Origin of the sequence: Paenibacillus alba (genome assembly GCF_013204855.1) — a bacterium.
Lineage (GTDB): Bacteria > Bacillota > Bacilli > Paenibacillales > NBRC-103111 > Paenibacillus_E > Paenibacillus_E alba.
This window is the reverse complement of record NZ_JABMKZ010000005.1, coordinates 266,159-281,649: the sequence shown is the minus strand read 5'-3', so window position 1 is coordinate 281,649 and position 15,491 is coordinate 266,159. Positions and strand designations below refer to the sequence as shown.

The 15,491-nt window shown below is 41.6% G+C and carries 12 protein-coding genes; 2 read left to right on the top strand and 10 right to left on the bottom strand.

Annotated elements, in window-relative coordinates; translation table 11 throughout:
* Window positions 1-44: 44 nt before the first annotated feature.
* The 3 genes from HQN90_RS10015 to HQN90_RS10005 form a co-directional block, all read right to left on the bottom strand.
* Window positions 45-1,427, bottom strand: coding sequence for a sensor histidine kinase (locus HQN90_RS10015; RefSeq protein ID WP_173217760.1), 1,383 nt, complete (start codon window positions 1,425-1,427; stop codon window positions 45-47).
* Window positions 1,428-1,431: 4 nt separating this feature from the next.
* Window positions 1,432-2,136, bottom strand: a complete 705-nt coding sequence (locus HQN90_RS10010; protein WP_173217759.1) for a response regulator transcription factor — start codon at window positions 2,134-2,136, stop codon at window positions 1,432-1,434.
* A gap of 177 nt (window positions 2,137-2,313) precedes the next feature.
* Window positions 2,314-2,898, bottom strand: coding sequence for a manganese efflux pump (locus HQN90_RS10005; protein ID WP_173217758.1), 585 nt, complete (start codon window positions 2,896-2,898; stop codon window positions 2,314-2,316).
* Window positions 2,899-3,019: 121 nt separating this feature from the next.
* Here HQN90_RS10005 and HQN90_RS10000 point away from each other — a divergent pair, with 121 nt between their 5' ends.
* On the top strand, window positions 3,020-3,670 hold the full coding sequence (locus HQN90_RS10000) for a DUF1232 domain-containing protein (RefSeq protein WP_173217756.1): 651 nt from the start codon (window positions 3,020-3,022) through the stop codon (window positions 3,668-3,670).
* A 109-nt stretch (window positions 3,671-3,779) separates the two neighbouring features.
* Window positions 3,780-5,111, top strand: coding sequence for a phosphodiester glycosidase family protein (locus tag HQN90_RS09995; protein WP_246362191.1), 1,332 nt, complete (start codon window positions 3,780-3,782; stop codon window positions 5,109-5,111).
* Between the two features lie 251 nt (window positions 5,112-5,362).
* Here the strand turns inward: HQN90_RS09995 and mgrA are convergent, their stop codons facing one another.
* From mgrA to HQN90_RS09960, 7 genes are all read right to left on the bottom strand, one after another.
* Window positions 5,363-6,352: an L-glyceraldehyde 3-phosphate reductase gene (mgrA, locus tag HQN90_RS09990; protein ID WP_173217754.1), complete on the bottom strand. Its 990-nt coding sequence runs from the start codon at window positions 6,350-6,352 to the stop codon at window positions 5,363-5,365.
* A gap of 24 nt (window positions 6,353-6,376) precedes the next feature.
* The gene (locus HQN90_RS09985; RefSeq protein ID WP_173217752.1) at window positions 6,377-8,419 is read right to left on the bottom strand and encodes a hypothetical protein; all 2,043 of its coding nucleotides are present in this window, start codon (window positions 8,417-8,419) and stop codon (window positions 6,377-6,379) included.
* Window positions 8,420-8,445: 26 nt separating this feature from the next.
* Entirely contained in the window at window positions 8,446-10,263 is a 1,818-nt protein-coding gene (locus tag HQN90_RS09980) for a sensor histidine kinase (protein ID WP_173217750.1), read from the bottom strand.
* Window positions 10,247-11,698 (bottom strand): response regulator transcription factor, encoded by a 1,452-nt coding sequence (locus HQN90_RS09975; RefSeq protein WP_173217748.1) that lies wholly within the window; start codon window positions 11,696-11,698, stop codon window positions 10,247-10,249. The genes HQN90_RS09980 and HQN90_RS09975 overlap by 17 nt, the downstream gene beginning before the upstream one ends.
* A 107-nt stretch (window positions 11,699-11,805) precedes the next feature.
* Window positions 11,806-13,500 (bottom strand): type 2 periplasmic-binding domain-containing protein, encoded by a 1,695-nt coding sequence (locus tag HQN90_RS09970; protein WP_173217746.1) that lies wholly within the window; start codon window positions 13,498-13,500, stop codon window positions 11,806-11,808.
* Window positions 13,501-13,644: 144 nt separating this feature from the next.
* Entirely contained in the window at window positions 13,645-14,529 is an 885-nt protein-coding gene (locus HQN90_RS09965) for a carbohydrate ABC transporter permease (protein WP_173217744.1), read from the bottom strand.
* Between the two features lie 39 nt (window positions 14,530-14,568).
* Window positions 14,569-15,486, bottom strand: coding sequence for an ABC transporter permease (locus HQN90_RS09960; RefSeq protein ID WP_173217742.1), 918 nt, complete (start codon window positions 15,484-15,486; stop codon window positions 14,569-14,571).
* Window positions 15,487-15,491 lie beyond the last annotated feature (5 nt).

Below are 15,491 nucleotides of genomic sequence, written 5' to 3'. Positions count from 1 at the left end.
ATGGAGAATAAAAGGTTATGAAAAAGTTAAAATTTATCACTTCCTTATTGGGGAAGATACATCTCTACTATCGTTCCTATTCCCACCTTACTGCTAATTTTCAGCTGTCCGTGATGCAGTTTGATGATTTGATCGGAGATGGCTAGTCCCAAACCACTACCCGCCGTATGAATATTTCCTTTGTAAAACTTTTGAAATACATTTGCCAAGTCCTGCTCGTCAATTCCCGAACCCGTATCCTCCACGGTAATGATGACCTGATGCAACTCGGAGTGAGCATACACTTTAATACTTCCTTGGGGTCCGGTGAATTTCAGTGAGTTGTCTATCAGATTAATCAACACTTGTTTCAACCTATTCTCGTCGGCGTGAATGACAGGAAGCGAATCGTCAGCGTGCACCTCCAATGAAATCCTTAGCCGAGCAGCCCTCGGAGCAAGCTGTTTTCCAATATGCCGAAGCAGCCCCTGAAGATGTACTGGCGTAAGCCACAGCGCAATACGACCGTTATCCAATTTAGCAAAATCAAGTAGTTCATCTACTAGACGAGTTAGCCTATCGGTTTCTGTCTCAATAATTTCCAGGCCGTCTTTTACCATGTTCTGGTCATCCTCCTCAGTCGCAGATAACGTTACAACCCAACCTTTTATAGACGTTAACGGCGTACGAAGCTCATGAGAGACAGATGAAATGAAATCGTTTTTCAGCTGTTCGTTTTGCAGTATTTTGGCAGCCATCGTATTTAAAGTATCCGCCAATGCCCCTAGCTCATCTTCATATCGTTTATTAGCTCTTACGGAAAAGTCCCCCTCAGCCATTTTTTCCGCAGCTGACTTAAGCTCCGTGATTGAGCTCGTGATCGTTCGAGATAGGACAATACCAAGTACGGCAACTATCGCAATAACGAAAAGTCCAACGGCAATAAAGATAGCAGAAACTTGGTTAACCGTCTTCGCCGTTTCCGTTAAAGAAGTAACGAACCTAACAACGCCCACCGTGGTATGGTTGGTTTGTAACGGATAGGATACCGCCAAAACAGCCTCTTTGGTCGTTGGCTCCTTTCCTTTCCAAATGCCGATTTCCCCACTACATGCCTCTTGCACATCCGGATATTCGTTCATCCTCTCCCCTGTAGGAAGTCCGGTTGAGTCCTGAAGAAGTTGACCGTTAGAGCTTATGATCTGGACTTGTGCTGCGGAATTATGGGAAAATCCATTCAAAAGTCGTTCAGATTGCTTCTCTACATCTTCATCAGCGGCATATTGATGAAAAAAAGAAGCGGATAGTTCCGCTTGATTGATCAGAATGCGTTCAACATTGTGAAAATAATAATAGTTCACCAAAACAATCAGCAAAAATTCCAAAATGGCAACCGTAATGAGTATGACAACGAAATAACTTCCGACTAATCTTTTTTGAATACTCAACCTTTCAAGCCTCCATGCTCCAGCGGTATCCTAGTCCCCAAACGGTTTCGATCAACTGCGGCTTGGAGCAATCATCTTCAATCTTTTCCCTTAGTTTTCGAACATGGACATCGACAGTTTTGGTGTCACCAACGAAATCTTCTCCCCAAATAAGGTTCAACAGGTCGTTTCTAGATAAAGCTTTATTCGGGTTTTCCAAAAATGTTTTCACCATTTGATATTCCTTCGGTGTCACTTCAATGATACAGTCATGTTTAAACAACTTATTGGCATCCATATCAAGGCGGATAGAGCCAGACTGCAGTGTTTTTCTGTGAGGTTCCGCTAATTTCTGGGTACGGCGCAAAACCGTTTTGATTCTTGCAACCAACTCCAGCGGATTAAAAGGTTTCACAATGTAATCGTCAGCACCAAGCTCAAGCCCTCTGATCTTGTCCAAATCTTGTGCACGCGCTGTCAAGAACACAATGACGATGTCAGGGTCAACTTCTCTTAGCTTCCTGCAAAATTCAAATCCATCCATATCGGGCAGCATGATGTCCAGAACGACAACATCCGGTCGACTTATGGCGAGACTTTTCAAAGCCATTTCCCCTATAGCAGCCTCGGTGACTTTAAATCCAGCTCTGTCTAAATGAATGGCTACAAAACGTCTAATATTGTCATCGTCCTCAACAATGAGTACTTCGTTTTGATATAAATTGTCCATAAGTACCTCCCTACAACCCGAAAAATTCAATTCTATGAGAAAAAAGCTCTCTATATACAACGAGAGCTTTGGGAAGTCAGCTATCCGACTCTGTCTATTTATCATATCACATCCTCATTAATGTCATAAAATACTATCCCTTGCGTAAAATATAGGATACGAGAATGACAACATTCTTCAACCAAATAAAGAATTGCTGGCAATTAACAAAAGCATAATTCCACTCAGAATGGTCCCGAATTGGCCAACTGTGAAAGAGCCAATACGAATCCCCGCTACTTTTTGACCGAGAAGAACACCAAACCATACCGTAATGAAACTACCGAGAGCCGCAGTTATGGATATAGCTAGAGGCGATAATCCAAGTAAACCTGCACCTAAGCCATTCGTAATTGCATTAACTGATAACGCAACCCCCAGAATGATGGCCTCACCTAAACCAATATCTCTCGATGTTTCAATATGTTCAACCTCTCTGGATAGATGTTGTTTCTTTCGTGGAAGTGCTAATAAAATAATGCGGATACCTACAATAAACAACAGAAATGCACCTACCAAGACAGGATAAATACCTGGCAGAACCTTCGAAAGCCATTGTCCAGAAAGAATCCCAACCATGCTGAAAAGAAAACAAATAATGGCGATTACGACATTTGAAGAAAAACCAATACGAGTACCGCGAATACCATAAGAAATTCCAACGCCTAAATTATCCAAACTTGAAGATACCGCAAATCCTAGGATCAAGAGCCATGCTGTCATTATGTTTCACTCCTCCAACTGTTTACAGTCAGAGTATTGATTATATTGCAATAAAGTGCTTATCCAACTAAAAAATGTTGAGATTATTTCAACACTAAGCCATGAGGGGTGAAACCATAGGATGTCTGAAAAAAATAGGGAAGAAACGCTGGGACTTACGTTAACCGCTTTATTAAAAGCACGTTCCTTATCCATGCGGAAACTAAGTTCACTCACAGGGATTGATACAGCTAGCATTTCTCGAATCATCAGTGGAAAACAAAAGGCTAAGCTCAACCATTTGGAAACCTTTGCCTTCCATCTCGGGGTTCCAACCGCCCAGTTGTTTCAAGCTGCAGGATTCGATATTACGATGCCTCAACCTGAAGGTCACTCGGATATATACACGTCCATTAGTAGTGTGCAAAAAATTCTGCAGTCTTCAAATTTAATAGATCATTTGTTCACAGCCGAACTCGTCCAGAAAGAACTGATCAAGTACGAGCAATATGCCTTAACTGAAGAAGGACGGCAAATCATTATCGACGACTTCCCTTCCAAAGTTGCCAGTGTCAATGGAGCCGGACCTTTCATTGACGGGCTTAAGCAAATGTATCTTCAATTTTGCGAAAATGACAACACCTCACAAAGACGTGCACTACTCGGAAGCGCACTTCTTTATTTTGTGATGTCCGCTGATCTTATTCCCGATTACGTTTTTCCTTTAGGCTATTTGGACGATGCCATTGCCGTGCAATTGGTACTTGATCGATTAAATCAATCTGACAATTAAAATCAGGCAACGAATAAACTTTGTTCATTCCCCTTGCGTCAAAATTTTTATGCAATAAAATAAGTATGAGCATTTATGCTTTAATCATTTTAGGGAGACACGAAGAATCATGGAGTTAAAGAACATCGTTACGCCAAATAATAGGGCCAGGGTCCGCCGGAGTTGGCTGAAAAAGACGCTAATGGCTATAGTCGCTTCTGTCATTGTATGCTTGATGCTCCTATTCATGACACCATGGGGAATTGATCTTCGGACGAATCTTGCCGAAATGGTGATCAATACCCAGCACCGTGAATGGGCTTGGCTTTTGGTTGGCGCCGAGAAGCGCGATGATATGGTCAATAAGATGCAGAAGCAAATCGATGTTTGGGGAGTCGACAAGCAGCATGATGGCTTAATCAAGCTGGACAAACGCAAACGAACAGCTAGTGAATTAATCAAGGTCGTTGACATCCAGGATGAAATTCACAAGATTCCTACTTGGCGTGGCAAAAAAATGTATGTCTACGATCCCAGAACCATCCGCCTTGTAACAACAAGCCATAAACAAGAGGGCGAGAAAATTACGGACATGGTCAAACGGACAGGCGCGCTTGCAGGTGTGAATGGCGGAGCGTTCGATGATCCGCAAGGCTTAGGTAATGGCTTTGCCCCGATTGGGTTTCTTATGTCAGGCGGCAAAGTCATTCTTACGGAATATGACGGTAGTGTCAAGCAGCACGTTGTTGGGTTTACAAAAAACGGAATCCTGAAAATTGGCTTATATTCCATTGATGAGCTGATTAAGGATGGAGTCACCGATGCTGCCTTCTGGAAACCACGCATTATTGAAGACGGCAAAGGACTCATCACCAGCGGAGACGGCGGGGCGGGCCGCGATCCGAGGACAGCCCTTTGCCAAACAGGGAACGGAACGATCATCTTTCTCGTTATTGACGGACGCCAGCCGGGACACAGCATGGGGGCTACACTTAAAGAAGTACAAGATATCTTTCTATCGGAGGGATGCATGAATGCGGGCTTTCTAGATGGAGGGGCCTCATCTGAATTAGTCGCTGACGGCAAACTGCAGACAAAGCCTGCGAGTCGTTACGGTGAACGCCGCTTACCTGACGGTTTCCTGGTATTGGCAGATCCAAGCAGCTATAAACCAGATAACATGTGGGAAGGCCTCACGAAGATCGATGCTGGAGGTGCTTATGACAATCCAGGATTCCAGCAGGAGCAAGCTAAGCTTCGTGCGAAAGCGGAGCATAATTCCTCACCGCCAAAACCAACAGCAACCCACAAACCACAAGCGGGCAAAGTACTTGATCAGCCCCCAGCGACGACACCAAGAACTTCGCCGCCGAGCCCAACGCCTACAAAAGGGAAATCAACTGCTAAGCCTACGCCAAGCAGCAGCCCCAACGAGGACAGGACAAGCTCTGCCAAAAAATAAGGAATGCAACCCAAACCCTGTTGCCAATTTCCACTGGAATAACTCCAGTGTTACTCGGGTTTGGGGAGAGGAAATGCTACTTTGACTGGAATTTATCCAGTGGAATGCAAAAAAGCGCCTTCCTAGAGGCCTCAAACCCAAATTCCACTGGAATAACTCCAGTGTTATCGGGCTTGGGAGAAGGCAATGCTACTTTGACTGGAGTTTATCCAGTGGGATGCAAAAAATGCTTTCCTAGTGGCCACAAGATCTCATTTCAATATCTCTTCAATTCTCAGCAGCTCTTCCTGGCTGAATGCCAGATTATTCAATGCGGCAACGTTGTCTTCAATCTGGCTTACCCTACTTGCTCCTATAAGAGCCGTGGTTACGCGTCCTTCTCTGAGTACCCAAGCGATAGCCATTTGGGCGAGACTTTGACCACGCTCCAGCGCCATGCTGTTTAAGTGTTTGATCTTGGACAATACCTCATCGGTGATGGCTTGAGCACTCAAAAACGGACTTGAACCTGCAGCCCTCGAATCGGAAGGAATTCCGTTCAGGTAGCGGTTGGTCAGCAGCCCCTTCGCCAAGGATGAGAAGGCGATTGAGCCTATTCCATCCGCTTGCAGGACATCCTGCAACCCGTTCTCAATCCCTCTTTCAAACATTGAATACTTGGGTTGATGGATCAGACACGGGGTACCCAGCGCTTTCAAAATGGCAGAAGCCTTTCTAGTCTGCTCGGCATTGTAGTTGGATAGTCCTACATACAACGCTTTTCCCTGTCTGACTGCCAAATTCAGTGCACCCATCGTTTCTTCCAGTGGCGTTTCGGGGTCCGGCCTATGTGAATAGAAAATATCCACATAATCAAGGCCCATACGCTTCAAGCTCTGGTCAAGGCTAGCCGTCATATACTTCTTTGAGCCCCAGTCGCCATAGGGTCCTGCCCACATGGTATAGCCTGCTTTGGTTGAGACGACCATTTCATCACGGTAAGCTGCAAAGTCGCCCTTTAACATTCTGCCGAAATTTTCTTCTGCTGACCCTGGTGGTGGCCCGTAATTGTTGGCTAGGTCAAAATGTGTAATGCCAAGATCGAAGGCACGGCGCAGCATGTCACGCTGATTTCCAAAGGCATCCACATCTCCATAGTTATGCCATAGGCCGAGGGAAATCGCAGGCAGTTTGAGACCTGAGTTTCCGCACCTATTATACTTCATACTCGAATATCGATCATTTCGGGACGTATAGCTCATAGAAAAACCCCCATTTTGTATTCATTATCTGAACCCTGCTACCTTACAAACACCATGGTACGCTAGCAGATGATAGTATGGACCATTCATATCACTACTTAATCGCCATTTGATGTCGGAAATCAATGCATAAGCATGCTGAGCCTGCTGCTGATCATGTTCCCGAAGCAGCGTGACTTCCCTTTCACACCTTTTCATACAATCCATCAGAAGCGCATGTCTATTTTCCAATTTCGTCATCATTAAAATTCTATATCTGAAAAACATCTCCGTGTGTACTTTGAAGACCTTAACTACCTGTATTTGAAAATCTAGACAAGTCCTCAAAGTCGCATAGTCCTCTTCAACGAGCTCACGTTTACATCGCTCCAATATTTCACTCATTTTCAAAATATTTACAATCGCCTGTTCTTTCTCAGCAAGGATAATCGATAGATTTGCTTCCGTAGGCTCTAAAATCCATTTCCGTTCCTGACCCGCTATATTATAAGGATGATCCATATAGGCCAACTGCCATTCATATCTTTCTATAGAACCAATGAAGGAGGAATGGAAATTATTCACGATCGATTCATTGGCATAATGTGCTTGTTCCGCAACTTTCTCCGACAATTGGAAAAATTCCAGCATCTGATCAGGGAATCCCCTTCTCTTACACATTCGCCATACATCGGGGAGCCCTATATTCATATCCCAACAGGTTTTGAAATAGACATCATATTTAATCGATTGAACGCCCTTTAACACGGCATAATCCCCGATGAATGTGGTGTTCGGACCCAACGCATAACCACGTATTCGACACATAAAACCACTAATACCTTTGTCGTAATAATGCCTCATCCGATTCGGGATGAACTCAAGCGCACAAGTGATCCATCCCGCCCAATCCCCTCTGTATTCGCCTCCGAGGTCGAATTCTACCCATTCCCTACCTGGAGAAAGTCTGCCTGGCAACGTCGCAGGTGAATGGAAACGATAGAAATCCTCCACCTGCATTTTACTGCGTGAATCACAACGCTCTGGTAACCTACCCAAAATGTCTTCATACACTTTCTCACAATCAGGATGGTGGGTGAAGCTGGAACAAATGATCCGAGCATCACTTCGTCCTGCTTCATCCATAGCCTCAAGGGCTTTATCATACATCTCGAGGAAAAGCTCGCCAATTGATCTTGTATCTGTCTCAGGACGATAACATTGCCATATTTCCATGGCCTCTCCTGTCCAAAGTTCAATACCGGAAAGGGCAGGGAAGTCCTCCATGACTTCTTTGATTTTGGATTTGTAGAATAACCAAGTATCCTCGCTATCTAACCGCAGCACGCATAATCCTGTATCCGGATTTCGATAAAACATGTCCGGGTGTATTTTGAGAAGATCTTCTGGAATATTGAACTCGGTGCAGGACAGGTAAAAGTCCATTCCCCAGTTTGTCGCCTCATTAATGATTGTACGAAGGCACTCCTTGGCAAGCTTGATCTTGCCGAGTTGATCCTCTCTTTTCAGAATCGGAAAGTATCTAAAATCGAGGAATGGATACCAGCTCATGCTAATCCAACTATCGATCCACATCAGATGATTAACACGTTTTCTGGCCAAAAGTTTAATTAGGTTAAGATTCTCTTCCAGGTTTTCCATCGATGTCATCGAAGGACCCCAATGCCGCTCGACACCTCTTTTTTTAATATCAGGTGTAGAGGTCATATTTAATTGGGGTAGCCGCACTTCACCTTCCAGAACATATGTTTGGTCAAGGATTTCACATATGCCATACAGGATAGCCTGTTCACTTGCACCGGATAGATTGATATGATAATAGCCATCTTGCATTACTGTAAAAATCACAAACGTCTGTTCACTATACCCCTCTATGACTTGTGGCTCGAGAATACGAATTCGGTTACCTTCACTGGATTCCGTGTTCAATGAAAGGTTCTCAACTTGATACTCATCTCGCCACTCTTCGATCAACAACCCCACCGCATTGTTCGTAATGATGCCGCTGTTATAGCAAATCTCAATACTTAGCTGACAATCACCATGTTTCGTTATGTGCAGATCCATCTTGCAGATTCTCCTTCCTTTCGAAGCTAACTATCAGGCAATAAGATGACTTTACCCGTAGGTTCAATAACAGGCAGCCTGACGGTAACTTTGGTTCCTTTACCCGCTTCGCTAATGACATCTAGACCATATGGCGATCCGAATTGTAGTTTTAATCGCTTATTAATATTGCCTAGCCCTATACTTTGTTTGTCCGTTCCAGACAGTTCTACATTCTCGTCATCTCGAATGCCTTTACGTAGTTTGGATAACTGTTTGTCCGTCATTCCGACTCCATTATCCTCAATTTCAATTTGCATATAACCATGTTCGGATATACATCCGCGAATAATCAGACGTCCAACGCCAGATTTCATTTCCAGGCCATGGTACATGGCATTTTCCACAATCGGTTGAAGAATCATTTTCAACGATTTCATTTCCAAGAAAGACTCATCCATCTCGATCACGATCTCAAATTTGCCCTTATACCTGATGTCCATAATTAACAGATAATCTTTAATACAGTTCATTTCGTCTTTGATACTTACGATCTCTTGGCCTTTAATGCTATATCTGAATATGCGCGACATCGCGGACGATATACTGACGACCTCACTCACATCATAGGCCAAGCCAATACTGCTCAAGCAGTTCAACGTATTATAGAGAAAATGAGGATTAATTTGGCTTTGCAGCGCTGACAGTTTCGCTTGTTTTTTCGATAACTCTGCTTCATAGAGGGACGTTTGATTCTCAACAACTTCTCGCGTCATCGTCTCTACGTTATCGAGCATTTGATTAATGTGGGTAGCAATTATTCCAACTTCATTTGTTGACGGGATTCTTAACCTTTGCTTTAAATTACGCTCACCAACATGGGATAGGAATCTGACGATCAACATGACAGGCCGTGTCGTATTATACATAAACATACTGCCAATAATCGTTAACAAGAGGATCATAATGATACCCAACCAAATGCCTAAGGACACGATCGGCTTCATATCACTTGTAAGTTCAGCAATCGGAAGAACACTGATGACTTTCCAATTCACACTATCAATTTTCTTATATTGGACAAGCGATTTTTTGCCCTCATAAACAATTTCATCTTTGGCTGTACTACTTATGCCTTCCTGCCAAAAAACATTCTCGTAATAGTCACCTGCTTTGAGCCCTTTATTGCTTACAATCACTCGATTGTCAGAATCAAGGATCAGAAAGAGTGAATTCTTCGTTAATTCGGTTGTGTTCACTAATTTCTCTAATTCCCTCGTATCAAGAAGAAAAATACAATTACCGATTTTTGAATAATCCCCCGTAGCGTCAAAAGAAGAAAAGATAGGTGAAATATACGAATAATAATAGAACGCATCACTGTTGTCTCTCACAATCGATGAAAACACAGGTTTAATAAACTCTTCGCTTTGAAAGTTGTACATTTTCCCCAAAGTTTTCAATATATCATTGTTGTAATGCAGATTGTCTGAGATCTGTCTGTCATTATTATTTAAGAGAAGAATGCTATAAATATTTTGATTGGAAGACCTTGTATGCGTGAAAATTTCAGAGACATATTCATTTAATTCCGCACTCCGAATGCTATTCGTCGACACCATTAATTCCTGCACATACTTACTATAACTAACCGTAATGGAATCTCTCTCCACACTTTTAGCAATCGTATTTACATTTAGCGCTACCTGTTCCATCAGATTACTCGCATACTTAGCCGCACGTTCCCGAGTAAGCGAATTGAAGAAAACATTATACATGCTCTGCATCAAGATCATCATAATGAGTGCAATCAGGATTAAAAGCGATATTTGGTGCTTCAGCTTCAGATTACGAATTAAGCGCATTCAAGTCCCCACTCGTTTTACGATATTTGGAAGGTGTACACCCTAAATTCCGTTTAAACACTTTATTAAAGTAGAAATAATCACTATAGCCCACACTCTTACATACATCTGCAATAGACAAGTTACTATTCTGGAGCAATTCAGAAGCCTTTTTCATCCGCAAATCTGTCATATATTGGGAAAACGTCATGCCCGTAACCTTTTTAAACAACTCACAACAATAACTCACATTAATAAAAAACTTCGTGGATAAATCCTTTAGAAACAGTTCTTCATGAAAATGCTTATTAGTATAATGCAGCAGTTCCATAAATTTATTATTGGCATCACCAAGCTGTTCTCGGTCTGGATATGAGAGCTGTTCATACACGTATTCGCTTAACGATTCTAAATTCATGAACTTTTCTTTCATTTCGCTATAATCCAGAAATTCAAAGTCCAGTAAGCGACTGCTGTTTTCAGTATCTTTTAGCGTAAGCATAACGATCTCATTCCATAAAAACACAGCATCTTCAATACCTAATTGGTTTGCACTAAAAAAAGCGTTAATATCGGATGTCATATCCTTCATGTTCTTGTAGTGAACACGTTCAAGTGCTTCAATAATGCCTTCAACAAATTGTTTAACGAGACTTTTCTTACTCTTGCCATATTGTGAAATTCGCTTTGATCGCTCTACAAAACAATCATTGCTCGCGATATCAGACGTTTTCAGAAGTATGGATACCTGATCAGACCCATCACTGGATAAACTAATCCCTGCCCTATCAACTGCATGTTCTTGGGAAGTCAGACTGCGATAGACCATCTCACTTTTATCTTCATCACTATTAATAATAAACACACATTTTTTAGGACCTAATTTCAAGGATGTGAGCTGCGCTTTACTCCCTAATTCTAATAAAACCACATCATCATATTCCGCACTTTTAAAATAAACCGTTACAACCTGATATCTTTTGTAGGGTCTATAGCGCAACCGAGTATTCAAAAGTGCCTGATTATCCTTGACTTCTTCCAGCAAGGACATGTAGAAGCTTAAATCATTCGTGCTGCGTTTGTTCTCTAACTTTCTATAAAGCTTGTCTAACATTTCTTCCGCCTTTGCCATATCCAGCGGCTTTAATTGATAATCCATCGCGCCTTCCTGAAGTGCATGCTGCACATAAGAGAACTCCGCAAACCCGCTAATCACTATAAAATCAGTGTCTATCCCTTGTGCTCTCGTCCTTTGCATCAGTTCAATCCCTGTCATGTCAGGCATTCGAATATCCGTAAAGACGACATCAGGATGTTCTTCACAAATCACTTCTAAAGCTTTGACTGGTTCGGTCGTTTCACAAATAATTTTAAACCGATTCCCATTGCGTTCGATTAATTTACGAATGCCGATCAAAGCCCAAGGTTCATCATCAACAATAACCACACGATACATACAGGATTCACCACATTTCTGCCATTAATATCTGTAAAGGGAACTCTTTATCCGTGGACAAAGAGTTCCCTTTTTCTTGACTTATATTAATAATAGCATAACCACAATTATTTAATTTTAGAATTTTTCTTCGCAGAAGGCAACAATTCTGGTGCCATTTTTAGTTGTTTAAAATCTTCTGGAGATAACATCTTATCTTTATTTTTTTGGTAGTAATCGTTGTAGAATGCATCCACATCTTCACCGCCAGCTTTCTTCCAAAGTTCTTTCGCATCTGCAACAGCTTTCTCTGCTGTTAAATTGGGTTGTGCAAGTGCTTTTAACAGGTAATCGTCTACAGCTTTGGTTCCATTCGTTTTCTTCAAAAGCGTATCAGAGGCAAGTGCTGGCAGTGTTTGTTGCCATTTTCTTGGATCAATGGCATCTGGTTTATTAACAACTTGCGCCATCTTATAGTACAAATCTCCAAACTCTTGTAGGACAGGGTCGCTCGATTTGAGATATGAATTGTAATATTCATTGGCTAGCGGACTAACTGCAGAACCTAAGTTAAAATCGAAAGTTCTAATGATACTGTAGTCTGTTGCATAATCGTACTCAATTTTATTCTTCGCCGGGTCTATAACAACAACAGTTCCTTCTGCATCCCTTTTTTTGTAAACGCCATCAGGTCCATTAACTAAATAGTCGGAAACTTTCGGATCATTTAGCCAGTTAATGTACCTAGCAGCAGCATCAGTATCTTTGGTTGCTGCATTAATAAAACCTACAACGGAAGGACCTCCATTGATATAGCCTTCAAAAGTTCCATACTTTGTCGCAGGCAAATCAAATGTATCGAGTTTAGCAATTGGATTAGCCTTTTTGAAATTTGCAAATGTTGGTGAATTCAGTTGACTAAATTTCCCTGTCAAAAAAATACCGATCTTCCCATTCGTGAAATCCGTTAGTGCTTTGTCGCCTTTATCAAGTAAGAAGTCCGGATCAACAACCTTCGCATCAACAATTTGTTTCGTAAACTTCAACCAATCTTGGATTCTATCCCACACAAATGTCAGCTTGCCATCAACGACAGCATACTTCTCCGGATTACCAAAGCCAAACATGTGAGAAAGCACTCTTTGGGAATCCGCGTTTAAAGTCAATCCATAGGTATCATTTTTGCCATTCCCATCAGGATCTTTCTCTGTAAACGCTTTGGCTACAGCAAGCAAGTCTTCTGGTGTCTTTGGCATAGGAAGATTTAACTTTTCTAACCAATCTGCACGAATGACTGCAGTATGATTAGGTGAAACAGGTGATACGGTTCCGACCGTGTAACGTTTGCCATTGACTGTCGTAAGCTTTTGAAGTGCTGGATATTTATCTAAAGTCTTTTTATAATTGGGCATTTTCGCAAGCAATTCATCTGTGATTTCTAAAGCTTGCCCTTTGGAAATAAATGGCGTCATATCTTCATAGTTGGCTACGACATCCGGACCTTCCCCAGCTGCGAACAGCATGTTCATTTTTTGAGGAGCTTCTGTTCGTGGTACCACGATGAATTTTACTTCTTCAAACGGCGCATTTTCTTGAATCCACTTCGTCCAACGGTTATTATCATACGTGCCTTCGGAAGCTGGAATAAGTCCTCGATCATAAACCATAACCGATACTTTACCTTTTTTCACGTTAGCAGCGGTCGTAGCAGTTGCATTACCTGACTTTTTGGGCTCTTCTTTCGTAGTGCTGCATGCGGTAAGTCCAACAGAAACGGCCATCACTAACGATAATGCAACCACACCTCGTAATTTTTTCTTCATGCTCATGTTGCCTCCCTTTTTCTAATAAAAATATGATCGAAATTATGAAATCGCTTTCGATATATATGTGAAGAATACGAATTAACTATCGTCCTCTTTACAATCAACAAATATTCCCTAAATCATAGCTTCAATGCGCTTGACTTAACCTTTAACAGACCCTAGCATAACACCTTTAACAAAATACTTTTGCAGGAATGGATATACGGCAAGCATCGGCAATATCAACACAACAACACCTGCGGACTTTACTGATTCCGAAATGACCTCACCTGAACCCGATACAGCACTTAAATCTTGACTCGTACCCAATTTTATCTGCTCTAATTGGAAAACCATCTGCTGTATGAGCACGGGCAACGTATAACCCTTCGAATCACTGATATACATCAGTACTTTCAAAAAACTATTCCAGTACGCAACCCCGTAAAAGAGGCACAATGTGGCTATCACAGCTTTGGAAAGTGGAAGATACATCTGAAGTAAAATTCGCCATTCGGAGCAACCATCAATTCTAGCTGCTTCTTCCAACTCTTCCGATATATTTTCAAAGAATGACTTCATGATCAACATATTGTAGGGGCTAATCAGTGTTGTTAACCAAATAGACCAATAGGAGTTCATTAATCCAAGCGATTTCACTAATAGATAAGTTGGAATCAAACCGCCGCTAAACAACATGGTGAAGACGATTAGAAAGGTTACTTTCCTTCTAGCAAACAATTTCCTTTTGGATAATGGATATGCACAGAGGATTGTGAAAATCATACTAAGCGCAGTACCTACTACGGTAACAACGATACTATTCTTAAAATATTTAAATAAATCTGTGGATACAATTAATACTTTATAAGCTGCTGGTGTAAATTCAACCGGCCACAAAAATACTTTACCTGCTTCAATAGCTGCACCGCTGCTGAATGAAGTAGCAATAATATAAATGAGCGGAAGTAAACACGACAGCGATATGATAAAAAGCACAATATTATTTATTTTATAAAAGGCTTTTTCTCCCGTCGATATTTTCAATGTCCTGCTCCTCCTTCGTATATCTAAATTATTAGTTGATTAGAATAGTGCATTCCCTGACATTTTAGCTAATCGATTCGCCACAAGTACAAGGATCAAACTAATCACAGAATCGAACAATCCCATGGCCGTCGTTAAACTAAATTCGCCTTGTTGTATACCCATTTCATAAATAAAGGTGGGCACGACATCCGTCATATTCTTTACAACAGGATTTTGCAGAACGAAAATGCGATCAAATCCAACTTCCATAATTTTTCCTGTTGCCAAGATAAACGTCAGGACAATGGTTGGGTACAAACTAGGAAGGGTAACTTTCGTAATCTGCTTCCACTTGTTAGCGCCATCTACAACCGCCGCTTCGTAATACGTTGGATCTATACTCGAAAGCGCTGCTAGGTAGATGATGGCATTAAATCCTGCATCCTTCCAAATCCCACTTCCTAGGAAAATGGTCATCCATGCTGTGTGATTAAACAAAAACTGGATGGGTTCCCCGCCAAAATAGGCAATGATAAAGTTGATTGGGCCATTTTTAACAGAGAAAACGTTAATAATAATACCACCTACGATGACCCAGGAGAAGAAGTGAGGCAAATACAGAACCGTTTGTGAGGCTTTTTTGAACCATTTCATTCTTATCTCATTGAGCAGAATAGCCAATACGATTGGAAATGGAAATGAAACAAAGACGGTAAGTAAACTTATCACCAACGTATTTCTGATAATTTCTATCGTATGTGGCTGTGCAAATATCATCTGGAAATTTCGAAGCCCTACCCAATCACTTCCCATAATGCCATCTATAAATCGATAATCCTTAAAGGCAATCACCGCGCCAAACATGGGCACATAATTAAAGATTATAAAAAACAATAGGGGCAGAGCCAACATGGTGTACAAAGGTATGTTCTCTTTAATTCTGATTTTTCTGTGTAGTTTCTCACTATTTGTCATTTCGG

Excerpts from the sequence above, each read along its gene's own strand:
- HQN90_RS09975 (WP_173217748.1), bottom strand. The coding sequence starts at position 11,698 with ATGTATCGTGTGGTTATTGTTGATGATGAACCTTGGGCTTTGATCGGC.
- HQN90_RS09960 (WP_173217742.1), bottom strand. The coding sequence starts at position 15,486 with ATGACAAATAGTGAGAAACTACACAGAAAAATCAGAATTAAAGAGAAC.
- HQN90_RS10000 (WP_173217756.1), top strand. The coding sequence starts at position 3,020 with ATGTCTGAAAAAAATAGGGAAGAAACGCTGGGACTTACGTTAACCGCT.
- HQN90_RS10005 (WP_173217758.1), bottom strand. The coding sequence starts at position 2,898 with ATGACAGCATGGCTCTTGATCCTAGGATTTGCGGTATCTTCAAGTTTG.
- HQN90_RS09970 (WP_173217746.1), bottom strand. The coding sequence starts at position 13,500 with ATGAAGAAAAAATTACGAGGTGTGGTTGCATTATCGTTAGTGATGGCC.
- HQN90_RS10010 (WP_173217759.1), bottom strand. The coding sequence starts at position 2,136 with ATGGACAATTTATATCAAAACGAAGTACTCATTGTTGAGGACGATGAC.
- HQN90_RS09980 (WP_173217750.1), bottom strand. The coding sequence starts at position 10,263 with ATGCGCTTAATTCGTAATCTGAAGCTGAAGCACCAAATATCGCTTTTA.
- HQN90_RS09985 (WP_173217752.1), bottom strand. The coding sequence starts at position 8,419 with ATGGATCTGCACATAACGAAACATGGTGATTGTCAGCTAAGTATTGAG.
- HQN90_RS09995 (WP_246362191.1), top strand. The coding sequence starts at position 3,780 with ATGGAGTTAAAGAACATCGTTACGCCAAATAATAGGGCCAGGGTCCGC.
- mgrA (WP_173217754.1), bottom strand. The coding sequence starts at position 6,352 with ATGAGCTATACGTCCCGAAATGATCGATATTCGAGTATGAAGTATAAT.